We start from the raw sequence: 15,487 nt of genomic DNA on the forward strand, positions 1-15,487 counted from the left end.
TAATTTTGAACAGTACACAATCTATCCTTGAAACGGCCAGAAAAACTATAGATTTAGAGCGTGATGCGATTGCAAATTTAAGTCATTTATTAACCGATGATTTCGCCAATGCAGTAGCTCTAATGTACAATTCTAAAGGGCGTGTCATTATTACTGGAATTGGTAAAAGTGCCATCATTGCAAATAAAATTGTAGCAACACTAAATTCTACAGGTACACCTTCTATTTTTATGCATGCTGCAGATGCCATTCATGGTGATTTAGGCTTAATTTTAGAAGATGATGTAGTGATCTGCATCTCTAAAAGTGGAAACACACCCGAAATCAAGGTTCTTGTTCCTTTAATTAAAAATGCTAAGAACAAAATGATTGCTATTACAGGGAATGACAAATCGTTTTTAGCTCAACAGGCTGATTTTATTCTTAATGCTTATGTTGAACAAGAGGCTTGTCCTAATAATTTGGCTCCTACAACAAGCACAACTGCTCAACTTGTAATTGGTGATGCCTTAGCAGTTTGCCTATTAGAGTTAAGAGGGTTTTCTAGTAAAGATTTTGCAAAATATCATCCCGGAGGAGCTTTGGGGAAGCGATTATACCTAAGGGTAAGTGATTTATCGTCAATTAATCAAAAACCAAAGGTCGCACCAGATACTTCAGCGAGAGACGTGATTGTTGAGATTTCTGAAAAAATGTTAGGTGTTACAGCTGTTGTTGAAAACAATAAAATAATTGGAATTATTACTGATGGTGACCTGAGACGAATGCTCACTAAAAGTAATGAGTTTCTGCATCTAACGGCCAAAGATATTATGAGTAGTAATCCTAAAAGGATTAATGAAGATGCTATGGCTGTGGATGCCATGGAACTTATGGAAACAAATGGTATCTCACAATTATTAGTAGAAAACAACGGTGAATACTCAGGTGTCATACATTTACATGATTTAATAAAAGAAGGTATTATATAATGGCAAAACAGAATACCAATGAGAAAGAAATGTCATTTCTTGACCATCTCGAAGACTTAAGATGGCATTTAATTCGTATTACAGTTTCGATACTAATTTGCGCTACTGTAGCATTTATTTTTAGTGGCTTCATTTTTGAAAATATCATTTTTGCTCCTAAGCGAATGACTTTTCCAACTTATCAATGGCTATGTGATGTATCTACAATGGTTGGTGTAGATGACTCAACATTCTGTGCCGCTGAGTTTCCTTTTAGAATTCAAAACAGAACAGTTGCTGGACAATTTTCAGCAGACATTTGGACCTCTATATACGCTGGTTTCATCTTAGCGTTCCCATATATCATTTATCAATTCTGGCGTTTTATTAGTCCTGGTTTACATGCCAGTGAGCGTCGCCATTCAAGAGGCTTTATTTTTGCTTCTTCATTTTTGTTTTTCTTAGGTGTTCTTTTTGGATACTATATTGTGACACCCTTAACTATAAATTTCTTAGGAAATTATATTGTAAGTGCAGAAGTGTCTAACGAATTTGATCTTAGTTCATATATTTCAACGGTTAGATCCTCGTCGATTGCTGCTGGCTTTATTTTTGAATTACCTATAGTCGTATATTTCTTAACTAAAATAGGTTTGGTAACACCTAAAATCATGAGGAAATATCGCAAATTTGCCTTAGTACTTGTTTTAATATTAGCAGCAATTATTACCCCTCCAGATATTGCTAGTCAGGTTATTGTGGCAATTCCAATTTTAATTTTATATCAAGTAAGTATTTATATTTCTAAAGTGGTTGTTAGAAACCAAAACAAAAAACAAAACATCAATGTCTAATCCTGTTTCCGAATTTAATGCCTATCGTTCTAAAATGAATGATGCCATTCTTGCAGATAATAATAAAATTATCAAACGTATATTCAATCTAGATACCAATGCGTTTACAGAAGGTGCTCTAGACAAAAAAACTAAAGAGTTATTAGGTCTCGTGGCCTCAACTGTATTGCGTTGTGATGACTGTATTAAATACCATCTAGAATCCAGTTATAAAATTGGTCTTAGTAAAAAAGAAGTTGTAGAGGCTTTAAGTATAGCTACTTTAGTTGGTGGCACAATTGTTATTCCTCACTTAAGAAAAGCCTATGAATACTGGGATGCCTTAGAATCTCACAGTTAAACTTTTAATAAATTAAAAAGCGAGTCGTTTTGAATTTGCTATTTTAGCACTTATGAAGACATTAAAAGCCAAAAATCTAATGAAGTCCTATAGTGGGCGAAAGGTGGTAAAAGACGTTTCTCTTGAAGTAAATCAAGGCGAGATTGTTGGATTACTTGGCCCGAATGGGGCTGGTAAAACCACGTCATTTTATATGATTGTCGGTTTAATAAAACCTAATGGCGGAAATATCTATCTTGAAGGCACAGATATTACCAATTACCCAATGTATAAGCGTGCACAAAATGGTATAGGTTATCTAGCTCAAGAAGCTTCTGTTTTTAGAAAACTAAGTATTGAAGATAATATCTTAAGTGTTCTTCAAATGACCAAGTTGAGTAAAAAACAGCAACAAGATAAAATGGAGTCTCTAATTGATGAATTTAGTTTAGAGCATATCCGAAAAAACAGAGGTGATTTATTATCTGGTGGTGAGCGTCGACGTACCGAAATAGCTCGTGCACTTGCTACTGACCCTGATTTTATTTTACTCGATGAACCATTTGCGGGTGTTGACCCAGTTGCCGTTGAAGACATTCAACGTATTGTAGCGCAACTGAAAAAGAAAAACATTGGTATCTTAATCACAGATCATAACGTTCAAGAAACCTTGGCCATTACAGATAGAACATATTTAATGTTTGAAGGTAGCATATTAAAAGCTGGAAAGCCAGAAGAATTAGCCAATGATGAGATGGTACGAAAAGTCTATCTAGGTCAAAACTTTGAGCTTCGTAAAAAGAAACTTGAGTTCTAAATACTATTTAAGCACATCCTTCTCAATTAATCAACGTCTCTTTTTTGTTTTGAAAAAATTGAAATTGGTTTGTTTAATATGCTGCACTACAGACTCGTTGAAATTACAAGAATAGCACATGTTTTCACAATTTTATTGAAGCGGATAATTAAAGGTTACCCTCTTCTTCTCTCTAACAATACCATCATCATAAAGCCTAGAATGATGCGTTCATCGTCATCATTATCTATAGGTTTTAATTTAGAGAGTTTAAATTTCCTACCAAAAAATGATGGTTCCTTTTTTAATTGACATACAGCTTGCCCTTTTAAATCAGTTACAGTATAACTCGGGTTAAACAAGTAGCCCGTAAACCCACCAATAATTGGAATATTTCCCAAGACGCCATCCAGAACTTTCACCCAGGCATTATCCTCTCTAATATGATACTGTAATTTCTGATGCTGATCTATAAGTTCGTAATGAGCTTTCCAAATAGAAGCCCAACCTTTTCTTGCTATTTTACCAATCTCCCTTCCTTGAGCATCCTTCATGCTGTAAGCTGCAGAGAAGTCTATCCATTTATCCGCTCTTATATTATAAGCTAAATGGTTCTTGGATTCATTGCTATAAATATTGATATCCTCTTTCAGTTTAAACATTTTTTGACGCACATAAGCAACCGTTTTACCAGTGGCATCAGTTGCGGAAAAATCGTTAGATATGGTTGTCACATTAAAAGTGAAATTGATAGGGAATTTTAAGTCTTTCATAGGTATAAATTAGGCGTCGTCATTTTTGGTTTGAGCGTGTGATTTCAAGCTTTCCTGCTCTGCGATTAGCTTTTTTTGGTAACGTCCTTGCACGATATCTGTAATAACCAACACCACAATTACAAAATAAAATGTTGTTTTACTCATTGGAACTATTTCATTTCCAAAGATTTTTAAATGAGCTAAGTGACCACCTTCGGTAACTAGCATAATTCCAACTATAAATAGAATAAATAGACCTAACACCTCATACATTCTATTCTTAGCTAAAAATACCGAAATTTTATCTGCCAGTAATAACATTAATAATCCACTAGCTACAATGGCAATTGCCATAACAATAAATGCTGTTGTTGAATTTTCTATTTCGCTCGTTAGTCCAATAGCGGCCAAGATAGAATCAAAAGAAAACACCAAATTCATAATTACAATACTAGTAATTGCCGCATTGGCCGACTTTCTACGTTTAGAATCTTCACCCACCTCATCGTTCAAATCTGTATGTCCTATCATATGCCATATTTCTTTAATTGCCGTGTAAATAATAAATCCACCTCCAGCTAATACAATTAAACTGTGACCGTTAAAAGCAAAATCGAGCACATTTTCTATTTTACCAGTCATAAAAGAAAACGGTTCTTGAAAGAAATCGATAATAGATACAAGAACAAATAATAACACAATTCTTAGAACAATAGCAATTAGGATACCAACCTTTCGTACTCTTTTCTGATCAGACGCTGGCGCCTTTTTCGATTCTAAAGAAATATAAAGTAGATTATCAAATCCTAAAACAGCTTGCAACATCACAAGCATTAATAGCGTGAAAATAATTTCTAACATGAGTAATTAGTTATTTTTAATTAGAGATAAAATGATATATAATAATATAATTATTGGAATGGCAAGAAAATGAAAAAACACCAGAAGCCCAATAGTTAAAACAATAAGAAGATATCTAAATTTGTTATTAGTTATGCTAAAATCTTTAAACTTTAAAGCAAATAATTTTATTTTAGAATTAAGTAAATAGCAGCTTAATAAGGTCATCCCAATTAAAAACCATTGATTTAAAATAAGCGATGTTGCAAAACTATTATTCTGAAATTCTATAATCAAAGGCAATGATAAAATAAGTAACGTATTCGCTGGTGTAGGCAAGCCTTTAAAATAAGTTTGCTGATCTTCATCTATATTAAATTTTGCTAAACGATAAGATGAAGCCAAAGTAATACATAACCCTATAAGTGCAATAGGCGCTATATTTAAATCACTAAAACTGAAATGAGCATTCCATTCTTTTTGTGTTACAACCTCAGGAGCATCAATACTCATTGCAATAAGTTTGTACATTACAATCCCTGGAACCAATCCGCTAGTTACCATATCGGCTAAGGAATCGAGTTGGACGCCCAACGCGCTCTGAACATTGAGTTTTCTGGCCAATAAACCATCAAAAAAATCAAAGAAAATACCCAAAAATACAAAAGCCGATGTTGCAATAAAATTGTTATGAACAGCAAAAATAACGGCAATACTTCCACACAGTAAATTAAGTAAGGTTACAAAATTAGGAATGTATTTTTTTATAGTCATAGATTAGATTTATGTAAAAATAGCAAACTATTTACGACAAACACAAAACAAAGACAATATCTACTGCTTTTTCAAGTTTAATAGGTGAAAAATATTGTGCATCTTTGTAAAAAATTTTTGCTGTTGAAAAAATATATATTCATTGCCTCGACTTTGATTACTTTTTTTTGCACTGCTCAGACTAAATATTCAAATGAATTTTTAAATATTGGTGTGGATGCAGCTGCTCTTGGTATGAGCAATAGTGTGGTTTCACATACTGCAGATGTAAATTCTGGATATTGGAATCCCGCAGGATTAGTTCATATTGAAGATAATGAATTAGCACTCTTACATTCAAGCTATTTTGCTAACATTGCAAACTATAATTACATCGCTTTTGCCAAACCTTTAGACGACAGAAGTGCCATCGCGTTATCACTAATTAGGTTTGGTGTAGACGATATTTTAGATACAACACAATTAATTGATGACCAAGGAAATATTAACTATGATCGGGTTAGTTTGTTCTCTACTGCCGACTATGCTTTGACATTTTCTTATGCACGAAAGCTACCTCTTGATGGATTAAGCTACGGCGTAAATGCCAAATTGGTTCGCCGTATTATTGGAGATTTTGCCAATTCTTGGGGTTTTGGCCTTGATGCTGGTATTCAATTTGAAACACGTAATGACTGGAAGTTTGGAATTATGGCCAGAGATATTACCACAACCTTTAACGCATGGTCATTTGACGATGCGAAATTAGCCGATATCCAATCTGCTATTGAAGGGCAAAACCAGACCGTTCCAGAAAAAACAGAACTTACTATACCTAAATTACAGATTGGGGTCTCTAAGAAGTTTATATTTCACTACGATTATTCATTACTTACCTCGTTCGATCTTAATGTGAGATTCGAAGAAAACAATGATGTTGTGTCCACTTCATTTGCAAGTGTAAACCCGGCAATCGGATTAGAATTTGGTTATACCGACCTTGTTTTTTTAAGAGCTGGGGTTGGAAACTTTCAAAATGAATTACAAATCGATAATTCTGAAAACCTAACTTTTCAACCAAGTTTGGGCTTAGGTTTTAAATATAGAGGCATACAATTAGATTATGCCTTTACAGACATTGGAGATCAAAGTGCTGCGTTATACTCCAATGTATTTTCATTAAAACTCGATTTTAGTATCTTTAGATAGTGAACCGAATTTTACTCTCAATAATTTCAGGAACAATATTAGCTTTAGGCTGGCCCACATACGGCTTTCCTTTATTGCTTTTTATAGGCTTTGTCCCATTGCTTCTTGCAGAGCGTCAATTGCGTCTATCTGATGCTAAACGTCAAGGTCTCAAAATTTTTGGACTAGCCTATCTCGCCTTTTTCATTTGGAACATCACAACCACGAGCTGGTTAAGACATGCCAGTTTATTTGGCGCAAGTTTTGCTGTTTTTGTGAATACTGCACTCATGGCCACTTTATTTTTAGTGTATCATAAATATGCAAAACGACAATCTCAAAATAGAGCCTTATTGTTTTTAGTAACCCTATGGATAAGTTTTGAAAAACTGCATCTTGGTTGGGAATTTTCATGGCCTTGGTTAAATTTAGGAAACGGATTTTCAGAATATATTACATGGATACAATGGTATGAATACACAGGAACTTTTGGAGGCACTTTATGGGTTTGGCTCCTAAATGTATTCTTTTTCAAGGGCGTATTATCATATCAAAAAGAAAAGTCTAAAGCCATTTTAAAATCTGTTTTGCTGAAATGTGCCGCGCTCATTATCATTCCAATAGGTATTTCATTAGTTATTTACAATACGTATTCCCACGAAGGAGAAACAGTTAATATTATAGCGTTGCAGCCAAATATTGATCCATATTCGGAAAAATACGATATGTCAAATCTTAAATTTTTAGAACTCTTTAAATCTTTGGCCGATTCTAAATTGACCGATTCTACAGATTTTGTCATTGCTCCCGAAACTTTTTTTGCTGAAAGTATACGTCTTAGAAAGTTTGAAAACTCGCTCTTAAAACACAAGCTCCAGAGTTATGTGGGAGAACATCCAAATACAAACCTATTATTAGGAGTTTCATTCATCGATATATTTAAAGACGAGAATAAAGTGCGATCAGAAACCAATCAATACAATGCTACAACTTGGTACGATGATTATAATTCGGCATTATTAATAAATACATCAGACTCTGTTCAACAGTACAATAAATCTAAGTTAGTTGTTGGTATAGAGAACTTCCCATATCAAAGTTTTTTAAAGCCAATTATAGGAGATGCAATGATAGATCTTGGTGGTACCGTTGCTATGAAAACGACTCAAGATCACAGGGGCGTTTTTACATCATCCAACTCTAAATTTAAGGTAGCTCCAATAATTTGTTATGAATCTGTTTATGGTGAATTTGTCACTGGTTATGTGAGAAACGATGCTAATTTTCTAGCTATCATCACAAATGATGCTTGGTGGAACGAAACCCAAGGGCATAAACAGCACTTAAGTTATGCCAGATTGAGAGCGGTTGAAACACGTCGTGATATTGCTAGAAGTGCTAATACTGGAATTTCGGCAATTATAGATGCAAAAGGAGATATTACAAGCCATCTAGACTACGATACAAAAGGAGCCTTATCTGGGCAAATAACCACAAATAATAAAATAACTTTTTATGTTATGGCTGGCGACTATATAGCCAGAATTAGCGTGTTTATTTTAATATTTATGTTCTTGATTGGCTTTTTCCGAAGAAAAAAGGAGCGTCTATAATAGGTCTCTGTTATTGCCCTCTATAGTAAAGTATAGTACTCAACGTTTTTACAATAATATTGATATCTAAAAACAAACTTCGGTGTTTGATATAATACAAATCATACTGAAGTTTTGTTAGGCTATCATCTACAGACGAACCATAACGTGTATTCACTTGAGCCCATCCTGTAAGTCCAGGTTTAACAATATGTCGAGTTTCATAAAATGGAATAATCCTTGAGAGTTCATTGACAAAAAATGGGCGCTCTGGTCGAGGTCCAATTATACTCATATCGCCTCTAAGGACATTAATAAATTGCGGTATTTCATCTAAACGTGATCGTCTTAAAAACATTCCAAACTTGGTAATTCTAGAATCATTTTTTTGAGCCCATTTTGCTCCTCCTGTTTCAGCATTAACCACCATACTCCTTAGTTTGACAATTTGAAACAGTTTTCCATTCTGACCAACCCGTTCCTGAAAATAAAAAAGAGGTCCTTTGTTGGCAATTATATTTCCCAAGAAAATAAGAGGTAAAATACAGAGGCCAAAAATCAAACCAATAACAGAAAATGCAATATCAAAAGTTCTATGAAAAAAAAGGTATAGCGTATTTTGATTACTCCTGCTAAAAGGAAAGTATTTATAAAAATCTTTTCCAACAAACTGAATGGGTACACGATACGTAATTTCTTCAAACACTTGGGTATATTCCCTTATAGTAAATCCCTGATCTAAAAGGGTAATGAGATCGTGGTATATTTCGGGAGTTATAGTTTCAGAGTTATAACTGGCTATTAAAATTTCAGAAATCTTCTCCTTTTTTATCACCTCCATTAACATGCTAGATTCGAATTCTTTTAAACCCTTAAACTTAATTGGCGAGTCTGTTTCAGTTTCAGAATTAATAAAACCAACGATCTTATAATTAGGGTCAGACTGATTAAGAGGTTTTATAATATTTTCAATATTAGATATTTCTCCCACCAACAACACTTTCTTATAAAATCTGGGAGAGGAAATGAACACAATATAAGCCCATCGCCAAACAAAAATCATAATGATGAGAATCAAATAAAAATAGACAATCTGTAATCTTTGTTCTGGAAGAAAAGGTGTTAAAACTGGCGTCAGTAAATAAAATAGCACTGTCGTTGATGCCGTTAACACGATATTTCGAAAGGTAACATCTAATTTACTCGATTTCTGAAGATCATAAATTTCGAAAATCGTCCCAAAAATAGTGATATAGACTGCTAAAACAATTAGGGGAACAATATTTTCTTGAGATAATGTTAAGTAATCATAGTTTACACTTTGCTCTAAAATATATAAGCCTAAAATGACAAGACAGATATCTAAAATACGTAAAAGTATCTTCCGTTCAGAGATTTCGAAATGTATGTCTTTTTTGCGGCTCATTAGTTTAAAGAAGGTCTATGGTAAATATAACAAGTTATCTTGGATTTTAACAATTATCTTGGCTTAAGGTAGTTATCCACAGTTTTTTGATGTTTTTCCAATCAAATTGCTCGGCAACCAATCTAGCTTCTGCAATAATATGATCTCGCTTGACCTTATTATCAATAAGGCTCAAAATAGCTGTTGTCATATCTCTAACATGTTCTGGTTGCACCAAAATTCCTGAAGTACCATTATCAATTAAAAATGGCATTCCACCAACATTAGTTGAAACAATTGGTAAACCTAAGGCCATGGCTTCGATAACACTTACAGGTGTATTATCAAAATTTGTAGTATTGATGAAGATATTATAATCTTTTGAAAGGTCAATCCATTCCTTTTTCGTGAGCTTACCAGTAAATTTCACATCTAAGTTTAGTGCTTTAGCCAACTGCTTCACATCTTTTAATGTACCATCACTATCTGGTCCAACCATACACAACTTAGCTTCAGGAAACGTTCTTTTTATCAAATCAAAAACTTTAATTGCCAGTTGCGGATTATAAATCTTAGAAAAAGAACGTACCCATAGTAGTCTTGGTTCATCGAACGTTTTATGATGAAGGTTATAATTTTCGATTTGTAGGGTGTTAGGAATATGTATTACGTTATTAAATCCGTAATCCTCGAATGTACTTTTTAAGTATCTCGATGGAGACACATTACACTTAGAGTTTTTAAAAATCATGCCGCACATCACTGGATGCGCTTTTAGTCTTGCAGGCAAATTCCCTCCATTTAAACTTGGTATATACGGCACTCTAAACAACCTACAGAGTTGACTAATAATTAAAGCAAAATAAAAATTATGAGTACTATACGTATCAATAATAACAACATTTACGCTATAGGCTCGCCTAAAAAACGCAAAAATCATATCTAAAAGACGTATGATCTTATTAGGCTTGCTGGAAGCATAATATAGCGTAAACCCTTCTCCCTCAAACAATCGACCTAATGTATGAATTGATGAGAGATTACTTGATTTGTTTTCTAACTTGTTTCCTATGTACAGGATTTTTTTCATAAACTACATTTAGCAGTGACATTCCATATAATAAAGCAGGCGCTGCGATACGCATGCCTGAGTGGTTAATTGTTGCAAACCAAAAGCAAAAAAACGCATAAAAGTAAACATTCCTTTTATTTGCAGCTCGATATGCAAAAGGTTTAATAATTAGAATGAGTAGGATTGTAATACCTAAAATACCATGCTCTGAGAGCAGTCTTCCTACTTCGTTGTGAGAAGGTAAACGTTTTCCGTCTCTTTCAACTCTAATGTATTGTGTTTTACTAATTCCTATTCCTAAAAACGGACTATCTAAAAACCCTTCAATTTCTTCTTCAAAAAGATCCAGTCGTCCTGTTGTAATATCTCCTTTATCTCGACCCAACGAATCTTGATTCGAGTACCTTTTATCTATTAAACCAAACGTTTGAATAGAGCTAATAAACCATGTGATAGCAATCGCTACTAAAAACAACATAAACGAAGCGGCAATTTGTTGTTTTCTCTTAGGTGAGGACTTAATAAAATAGATAGTTAAAAATGCTGCAACAACTATAATTGCAGCAAAAACCCCTCCTCTACTAAAGGTAACAATTGCTCTAAATGTCATACCTCCTAAAATGACAAGGTTCAATACCTTTAAAAAGATTGATGGCGATTTCATAAATAGCCTAACTACTATGGCAAACATCCCCAATCCTAAAGCAGTCGATACTTGGTTAGGTCCAAACCCTCCCGAAGTTGCTGCATTCGAGGCTGTACCTGATAGCGTATCTTTTATACTAGGGTTATATAAAAATAAATACACAGTCATTGTAATAGATGGTAAGGCTATATAGTTAACACATTGTAGCAAATGTTTCCTTGAAATTCTCCTGTCATAGCAAAATAATGCCGCAATACCCAAACAAACTGGCCCGCTTAATACAAAAGCCACTGCCGTTCTAAAATTAGCACTAAAACCCAAGGTCATCGAAGCAACTAAAATGCTTGGCACCAATAGTATAAGGTAAATAAAATAAGGATATCCTCTACCAGACATACCTTTAAAAAACATCCCCAAAAGCATAAACAAAATCACTAAATATTTGGAAGCCTCATAAGCTATTCCTCCATCTGTCATTCTAAAAAACACTTCAATACCCGTAAAATAGGAACACGCTAGTAAGACCTCTACTGTCTTTCTTTCTTGTCGTGAGAATAAAATTTTCCAAAGAAAATAAACAAAAGCAATAATGAAATATAAGCGAGATAGAGGAGTAAAGAAATAAATGGCAACACCAAAAATAATATGAAGGACTACTAATCCTAAATAATTGTCTTTATTAAAACTTCCTAGACGTCCCACTAACTGATGTTATTAATTATGTCATTAATAATTCTGTGATTATAATGTTTAAACGTGAATTTTGTTACCACACTCTTAATAGATGAGATTAGTTCTACATATTCAGAATCCGATAAGGTTAAAATGTACTCTAACGCGCTAACTATAGATGCATTAGAAACATTAGGTAAAATATAACCATTTTTTTTATGCAATACATATTGACTTATCGAAGATACGCTTGAGACCACTGGGATACATCTAAAATTCATCGCTTCGGCAATTACTTTAGGGAACCCTTCTGAAGCCGTTGTTGGCATTAAAAACACATGAGATTTTCTATAAATATCAAATACTTGTTGCTGCGCCAAATAGCCATGAAAAACAATATTAACTCCACTATCTTTCGCAATGGTTTTAAAGTAGTCGAGTTCAAAACCATCCCCTACTAAATGCACCTTATCAACTCTTGTCTTTGCGGTTTCATTTAGGCTTCGAAATGCATTAATTATACGCTCTACGCCTTTTTCACGTTCTAATCGTCCAACATAACAAAAAGACACTTTTTCCGCTATTCTTTTAGTTTCTGAAATTCGATTTCCTTCTTCAATATTTTCTTCGTTAAGACAAGGGTTTTCGAACGTTAAGCAATGTGGTGGCTGGGCATCCCATTGCCCATTAATTGTAACTGGCCTTGACTGTTTTTTTAATTGAGATCGCTGCAATTTATAGCCTAACGGCGGATTTGATTGATTCCAATTTCCTGCATATTTAAACCAACCTGGTTTTTTTGAGACATACGTTAAATAAGGAATTAAAAAGACGCCTATTCCTGTTGGTGTTCTTAACTGAAAATAATCAACTTTTTTTAGGGTTTTAGAAACCGTATTTATAATCTTCGGAGCATTAACAATAACATTTAATTTCGAAAAAAGTGTCTTGCCTCCTACCTTGGGTATTGGAACAAATTTAATCTTATCTGAATTATAAGACATAACACTTGGAGGTGCTTCGCCTTCAATAAACATTGCCACATGATAAATTTCGTCAAAAATGCGAGTAAGATGATTAATTTCATTGACGGTTGGACTCCAACCAACAATGCCACCATTAGCATCCTTATAATGCTCAGTATGTGATATAATCGCTAATTTCATCTAACTAATATTTTAATATATTGTTTCACAATGGCATCCCATTGGTGTGTTTTTGCCCATACTTGCGCTTCATTTACATAACGCTCATAATGATCTAAAATATTTAGTACTGCATCTTTGAATTCTGCAGTATTATCATGTCTTACCAAAAGTCCTGATTTTTTATCCAATATGGCATCCTCAATGCCGCATCCTTTAGAACCTATTGCAGGTAAACCCATGGCGTTTGCCTCAATAACGGCAATACCAAAACCTTCCACATCTCCAGATTTGGTTGTTCCACTAAGCATGACAAAAATATCGCTTTGCTGTAGCACATCTTGTAACTTTTCATTCGACAAGCGCCCATGAAACCTCACATGTTGTTCAACATTTAACGCTTTAGCTACACTTAAAAACGCTTCTTTTTCAGTAGGTAATCCCACGCAATGGTACTTCAATTTTGGGTGAATTTTTGTAAGTACAGGCAAGTGCTTAATTACATTAAGTTGCCCTTTACGTTCTGTAACATTTCCAACAGTAACTAATTTGGGATACCCTTCAATTGGAGTTTTTGTTACTGGCTTATCACTAAAAACTTCGTGATTAAAACCATTTGGTATCACTACAATATCTTTTATCTTTATATAATCTATCAGCGATTTTGTAAAGTTAGATACAGCTACAATAGTCTCAAATCTGTGAAGTGCTTTATCTATTGAATATTTCAAAAAGGTATTGGTAAAGTTAACTTCTGTTCCATGGACAACAGCAATATATCGTTTCTGATAAAACAGGCTTACAAAAGCAACAATCCATAATGAGAACTTTCCTGAAGCAAAGACTATATCTGCCTTTTTCACATGCTTTAGAAGTAACAACAAACGTTTTATATACATCAAAAACCGAAATGTTGTTCGCTTAATCCTTAAGGTTTCAAATGCATTTGATTTATCAAAATCTAATTCTTCATCTCCCAACATAGAACGTTGGTCCGTAATGACCTTAACATGAAACTCATGATGCTGTAGTTGTTTTGCTAAATTATACGCGTGATTTCCAATTCCTCCAGGTTGGGGTGGAAATTCTGAGGTACAAATTATGATATGTTGGCGATTTACACTCAAGATAATGTTTCTATTAAGGCTCCTTCTTTTAATTTTTCACCTGATAAACGCCATGATTTAAACACCTGAAAACAAACCAAAGGTAACAGCAATATTGACACAAATACACCAACAACTAATAATAGTTTATTTTTCTTAAATCTATAAGGCATTATTGAGAGTGGCACTGTTCTTAATAATGCAAGTTTTGCACTCTTGGTTCCGTAGTATTTTCTAAACAAATATAAGACACTTGGTATTGGTCTTGGGGAAGTCCACTTCTTTGTTCTAAATGCATCCCAACTTCCCATAGTTCGTAAACCTCCTGAGTTCACCTTTAAATGTAAACGTTTTGCATATGGATTAGAAATATTCAAAAATTCATTTAAATACGCTCTTAAACCGTATTCTCCATCTCCCATGCGCTGTTTTTCAAATTGTCTATCAAATAACCCAATAGTTTTAAAAACTTCTCTTTTCACAAGAACATTTCCGGTATCTAATTGATCACTAATTCTAAAAAATGAATAGTTTTTAGGGATTTTTGCGCCTACCTTGGAAATAGACACACCAGAGGAAATATCGGCATTAAAATAGTCTAAAACCTTGAGATGTTGTGTTATCCAATCCTCAGACACACGACTATCATCGTCATAGAGTAAAAGATAATCTCCTTTTGATTTTTTAATCGCGTTATTCCTAGCAAGCCATAAAGCCTTTTCTTCTTGAAATTCTAAATGAAGATCTAGATCAAAATCATTATAAAATTCTTCCTGAAAAGGTTGCGACTGATCTACAACATAGACATCAAAATTTTTATAATCTTGACGCTCCAAATCTTTTAAAACATCCTTTAAATATGTATACCTGTTAAGCGTTGGGATAATCACACTTACTTTTGGGTTATCCTTTATCATATTTGATGAAAAATCATCAAAACTATCATGAGTTATTGGCTCGTCTAAATAACGACTTCGTTTAACATGCTTCGTACCTATAAAACCCTTTAACTCAACAAGAGGATTATGAAGACTCAAAATTCTAATGAAGAACACATACAACACCCATACTTTATGAAAATAATTTCTAATAAATACGTAGTTATCATAAACGGAAACCTCTTCAATAGGGTTAATCGTTTTTGTTACAGATATATATCCTTTCTGTAGTGCTTGCCATGACAAGTCATAATCTGCAGCTATCGTACTTCTAAAATTAGAATCTCGAGTTAGTTGTTCTTTAATCTCACTTGGAATATGCTCGTAAGATGGGAAAATGCTGCTCCCATTATTTCTGTTTAAAGAAAAATAATTGGTGGGTTGTAAATACTTAAGAAACTTAAACAGCATAGATTGTATTACTAAGTATCAAAAATATAAAAAGCTCAGTATCCT

15 protein-coding genes are annotated in these 15,487 nt (G+C 33.8%); 6 read left to right on the plus strand and 9 right to left on the minus strand.

The window, feature by feature from the left end:
* Nucleotides 1–5 precede the first annotated feature (5 nt).
* The 4 genes from Q0893_RS13025 to lptB are packed head-to-tail and all read left to right on the plus strand — an operon-like array spanning nucleotide 6 to nucleotide 2,940.
* A complete protein-coding gene (locus Q0893_RS13025) occupies nucleotides 6–971 on the plus strand; it encodes a KpsF/GutQ family sugar-phosphate isomerase (protein WP_298903255.1) in 966 nt (321 codons plus the stop codon).
* A complete protein-coding gene (gene tatC, locus Q0893_RS13030) occupies nucleotides 971–1,804 on the plus strand; it encodes a twin-arginine translocase subunit TatC (RefSeq protein WP_299276266.1) in 834 nt (277 codons plus the stop codon). The genes Q0893_RS13025 and tatC overlap by 1 nt, the downstream gene beginning before the upstream one ends.
* The gene (locus Q0893_RS13035; RefSeq protein ID WP_298903253.1) at nucleotides 1,797–2,144 is read left to right on the plus strand and encodes a carboxymuconolactone decarboxylase family protein; all 348 of its coding nucleotides are present in this window, start codon (nucleotides 1,797–1,799) and stop codon (nucleotides 2,142–2,144) included. The genes tatC and Q0893_RS13035 overlap by 8 nt, the downstream gene beginning before the upstream one ends.
* 52 nt (nucleotides 2,145–2,196) lie before the next feature.
* Nucleotides 2,197–2,940, plus strand: coding sequence for an LPS export ABC transporter ATP-binding protein (gene lptB / locus Q0893_RS13040; protein WP_298903252.1), 744 nt, complete (start codon nucleotides 2,197–2,199; stop codon nucleotides 2,938–2,940).
* Nucleotides 2,941–3,095: 155 nt separating this feature from the next.
* Here the strand turns inward: lptB and Q0893_RS13045 are convergent, their stop codons facing one another.
* From Q0893_RS13045 to Q0893_RS13055, 3 genes are read right to left on the minus strand one after another with little or no spacing between them, the layout of a single operon-like run.
* Entirely contained in the window at nucleotides 3,096–3,692 is a 597-nt protein-coding gene (locus Q0893_RS13045) for a hypothetical protein (RefSeq protein ID WP_299276270.1), read from the minus strand.
* 9 nt (nucleotides 3,693–3,701) lie between these two features.
* The gene (locus Q0893_RS13050) at nucleotides 3,702–4,535 is read right to left on the minus strand and encodes a tellurium resistance protein TerC (RefSeq protein WP_298903250.1); all 834 of its coding nucleotides are present in this window, start codon (nucleotides 4,533–4,535) and stop codon (nucleotides 3,702–3,704) included.
* A gap of 6 nt (nucleotides 4,536–4,541) precedes the next feature.
* Nucleotides 4,542–5,288, minus strand: a complete 747-nt coding sequence (locus Q0893_RS13055) for a CDP-alcohol phosphatidyltransferase family protein (RefSeq protein WP_298903249.1) — start codon at nucleotides 5,286–5,288, stop codon at nucleotides 4,542–4,544.
* A gap of 123 nt (nucleotides 5,289–5,411) precedes the next feature.
* Between Q0893_RS13055 and Q0893_RS13060 the strand changes: the two genes are divergently transcribed.
* Both Q0893_RS13060 and lnt read left to right on the plus strand, forming a co-directional pair.
* Entirely contained in the window at nucleotides 5,412–6,476 is a 1,065-nt protein-coding gene (locus tag Q0893_RS13060) for a PorV/PorQ family protein (protein WP_298903248.1), read from the plus strand.
* The gene (gene lnt / locus Q0893_RS13065; protein WP_299276278.1) at nucleotides 6,476–8,068 is read left to right on the plus strand and encodes an apolipoprotein N-acyltransferase; all 1,593 of its coding nucleotides are present in this window, start codon (nucleotides 6,476–6,478) and stop codon (nucleotides 8,066–8,068) included. Before Q0893_RS13060 ends, lnt begins: the two co-directional genes overlap by 1 nt.
* 10 nt (nucleotides 8,069–8,078) lie before the next feature.
* On the opposite strand, the gene Q0893_RS13070 is transcribed toward lnt, so the two are convergent.
* The 6 genes from Q0893_RS13070 to Q0893_RS13095 are packed head-to-tail and all read right to left on the minus strand — an operon-like array spanning nucleotide 8,079 to nucleotide 15,442.
* A complete protein-coding gene (locus Q0893_RS13070) occupies nucleotides 8,079–9,473 on the minus strand; it encodes a sugar transferase (RefSeq protein ID WP_299276281.1) in 1,395 nt (464 codons plus the stop codon).
* 46 nt (nucleotides 9,474–9,519) lie between these two features.
* On the minus strand, nucleotides 9,520–10,542 hold the full coding sequence (locus Q0893_RS13075) for a glycosyltransferase family 4 protein (RefSeq protein WP_298903244.1): 1,023 nt from the start codon (nucleotides 10,540–10,542) through the stop codon (nucleotides 9,520–9,522).
* The gene (locus Q0893_RS13080; protein ID WP_298903243.1) at nucleotides 10,493–11,872 is read right to left on the minus strand and encodes an O-antigen ligase family protein; all 1,380 of its coding nucleotides are present in this window, start codon (nucleotides 11,870–11,872) and stop codon (nucleotides 10,493–10,495) included. Before Q0893_RS13080 ends, Q0893_RS13075 begins: the two co-directional genes overlap by 50 nt.
* Nucleotides 11,872–13,008 (minus strand): glycosyltransferase, encoded by a 1,137-nt coding sequence (locus Q0893_RS13085; RefSeq protein WP_299276286.1) that lies wholly within the window; start codon nucleotides 13,006–13,008, stop codon nucleotides 11,872–11,874. The genes Q0893_RS13080 and Q0893_RS13085 overlap by 1 nt, the downstream gene beginning before the upstream one ends.
* The gene (locus Q0893_RS13090) at nucleotides 13,005–14,114 is read right to left on the minus strand and encodes a glycosyltransferase family 4 protein (protein WP_298903240.1); all 1,110 of its coding nucleotides are present in this window, start codon (nucleotides 14,112–14,114) and stop codon (nucleotides 13,005–13,007) included. Before Q0893_RS13090 ends, Q0893_RS13085 begins: the two co-directional genes overlap by 4 nt.
* On the minus strand, nucleotides 14,111–15,442 hold the full coding sequence (locus Q0893_RS13095) for a glycosyltransferase family 2 protein (protein ID WP_299276291.1): 1,332 nt from the start codon (nucleotides 15,440–15,442) through the stop codon (nucleotides 14,111–14,113). The genes Q0893_RS13090 and Q0893_RS13095 overlap by 4 nt, the downstream gene beginning before the upstream one ends.
* Between the last annotated feature and the right edge of the window lie 45 nt (nucleotides 15,443–15,487).

Origin of the sequence: uncultured Psychroserpens sp. (assembly GCF_947494225.1) — a bacterium.
In the GTDB taxonomy this organism is placed as follows: Bacteria; Bacteroidota; Bacteroidia; order Flavobacteriales; family Flavobacteriaceae; genus Psychroserpens.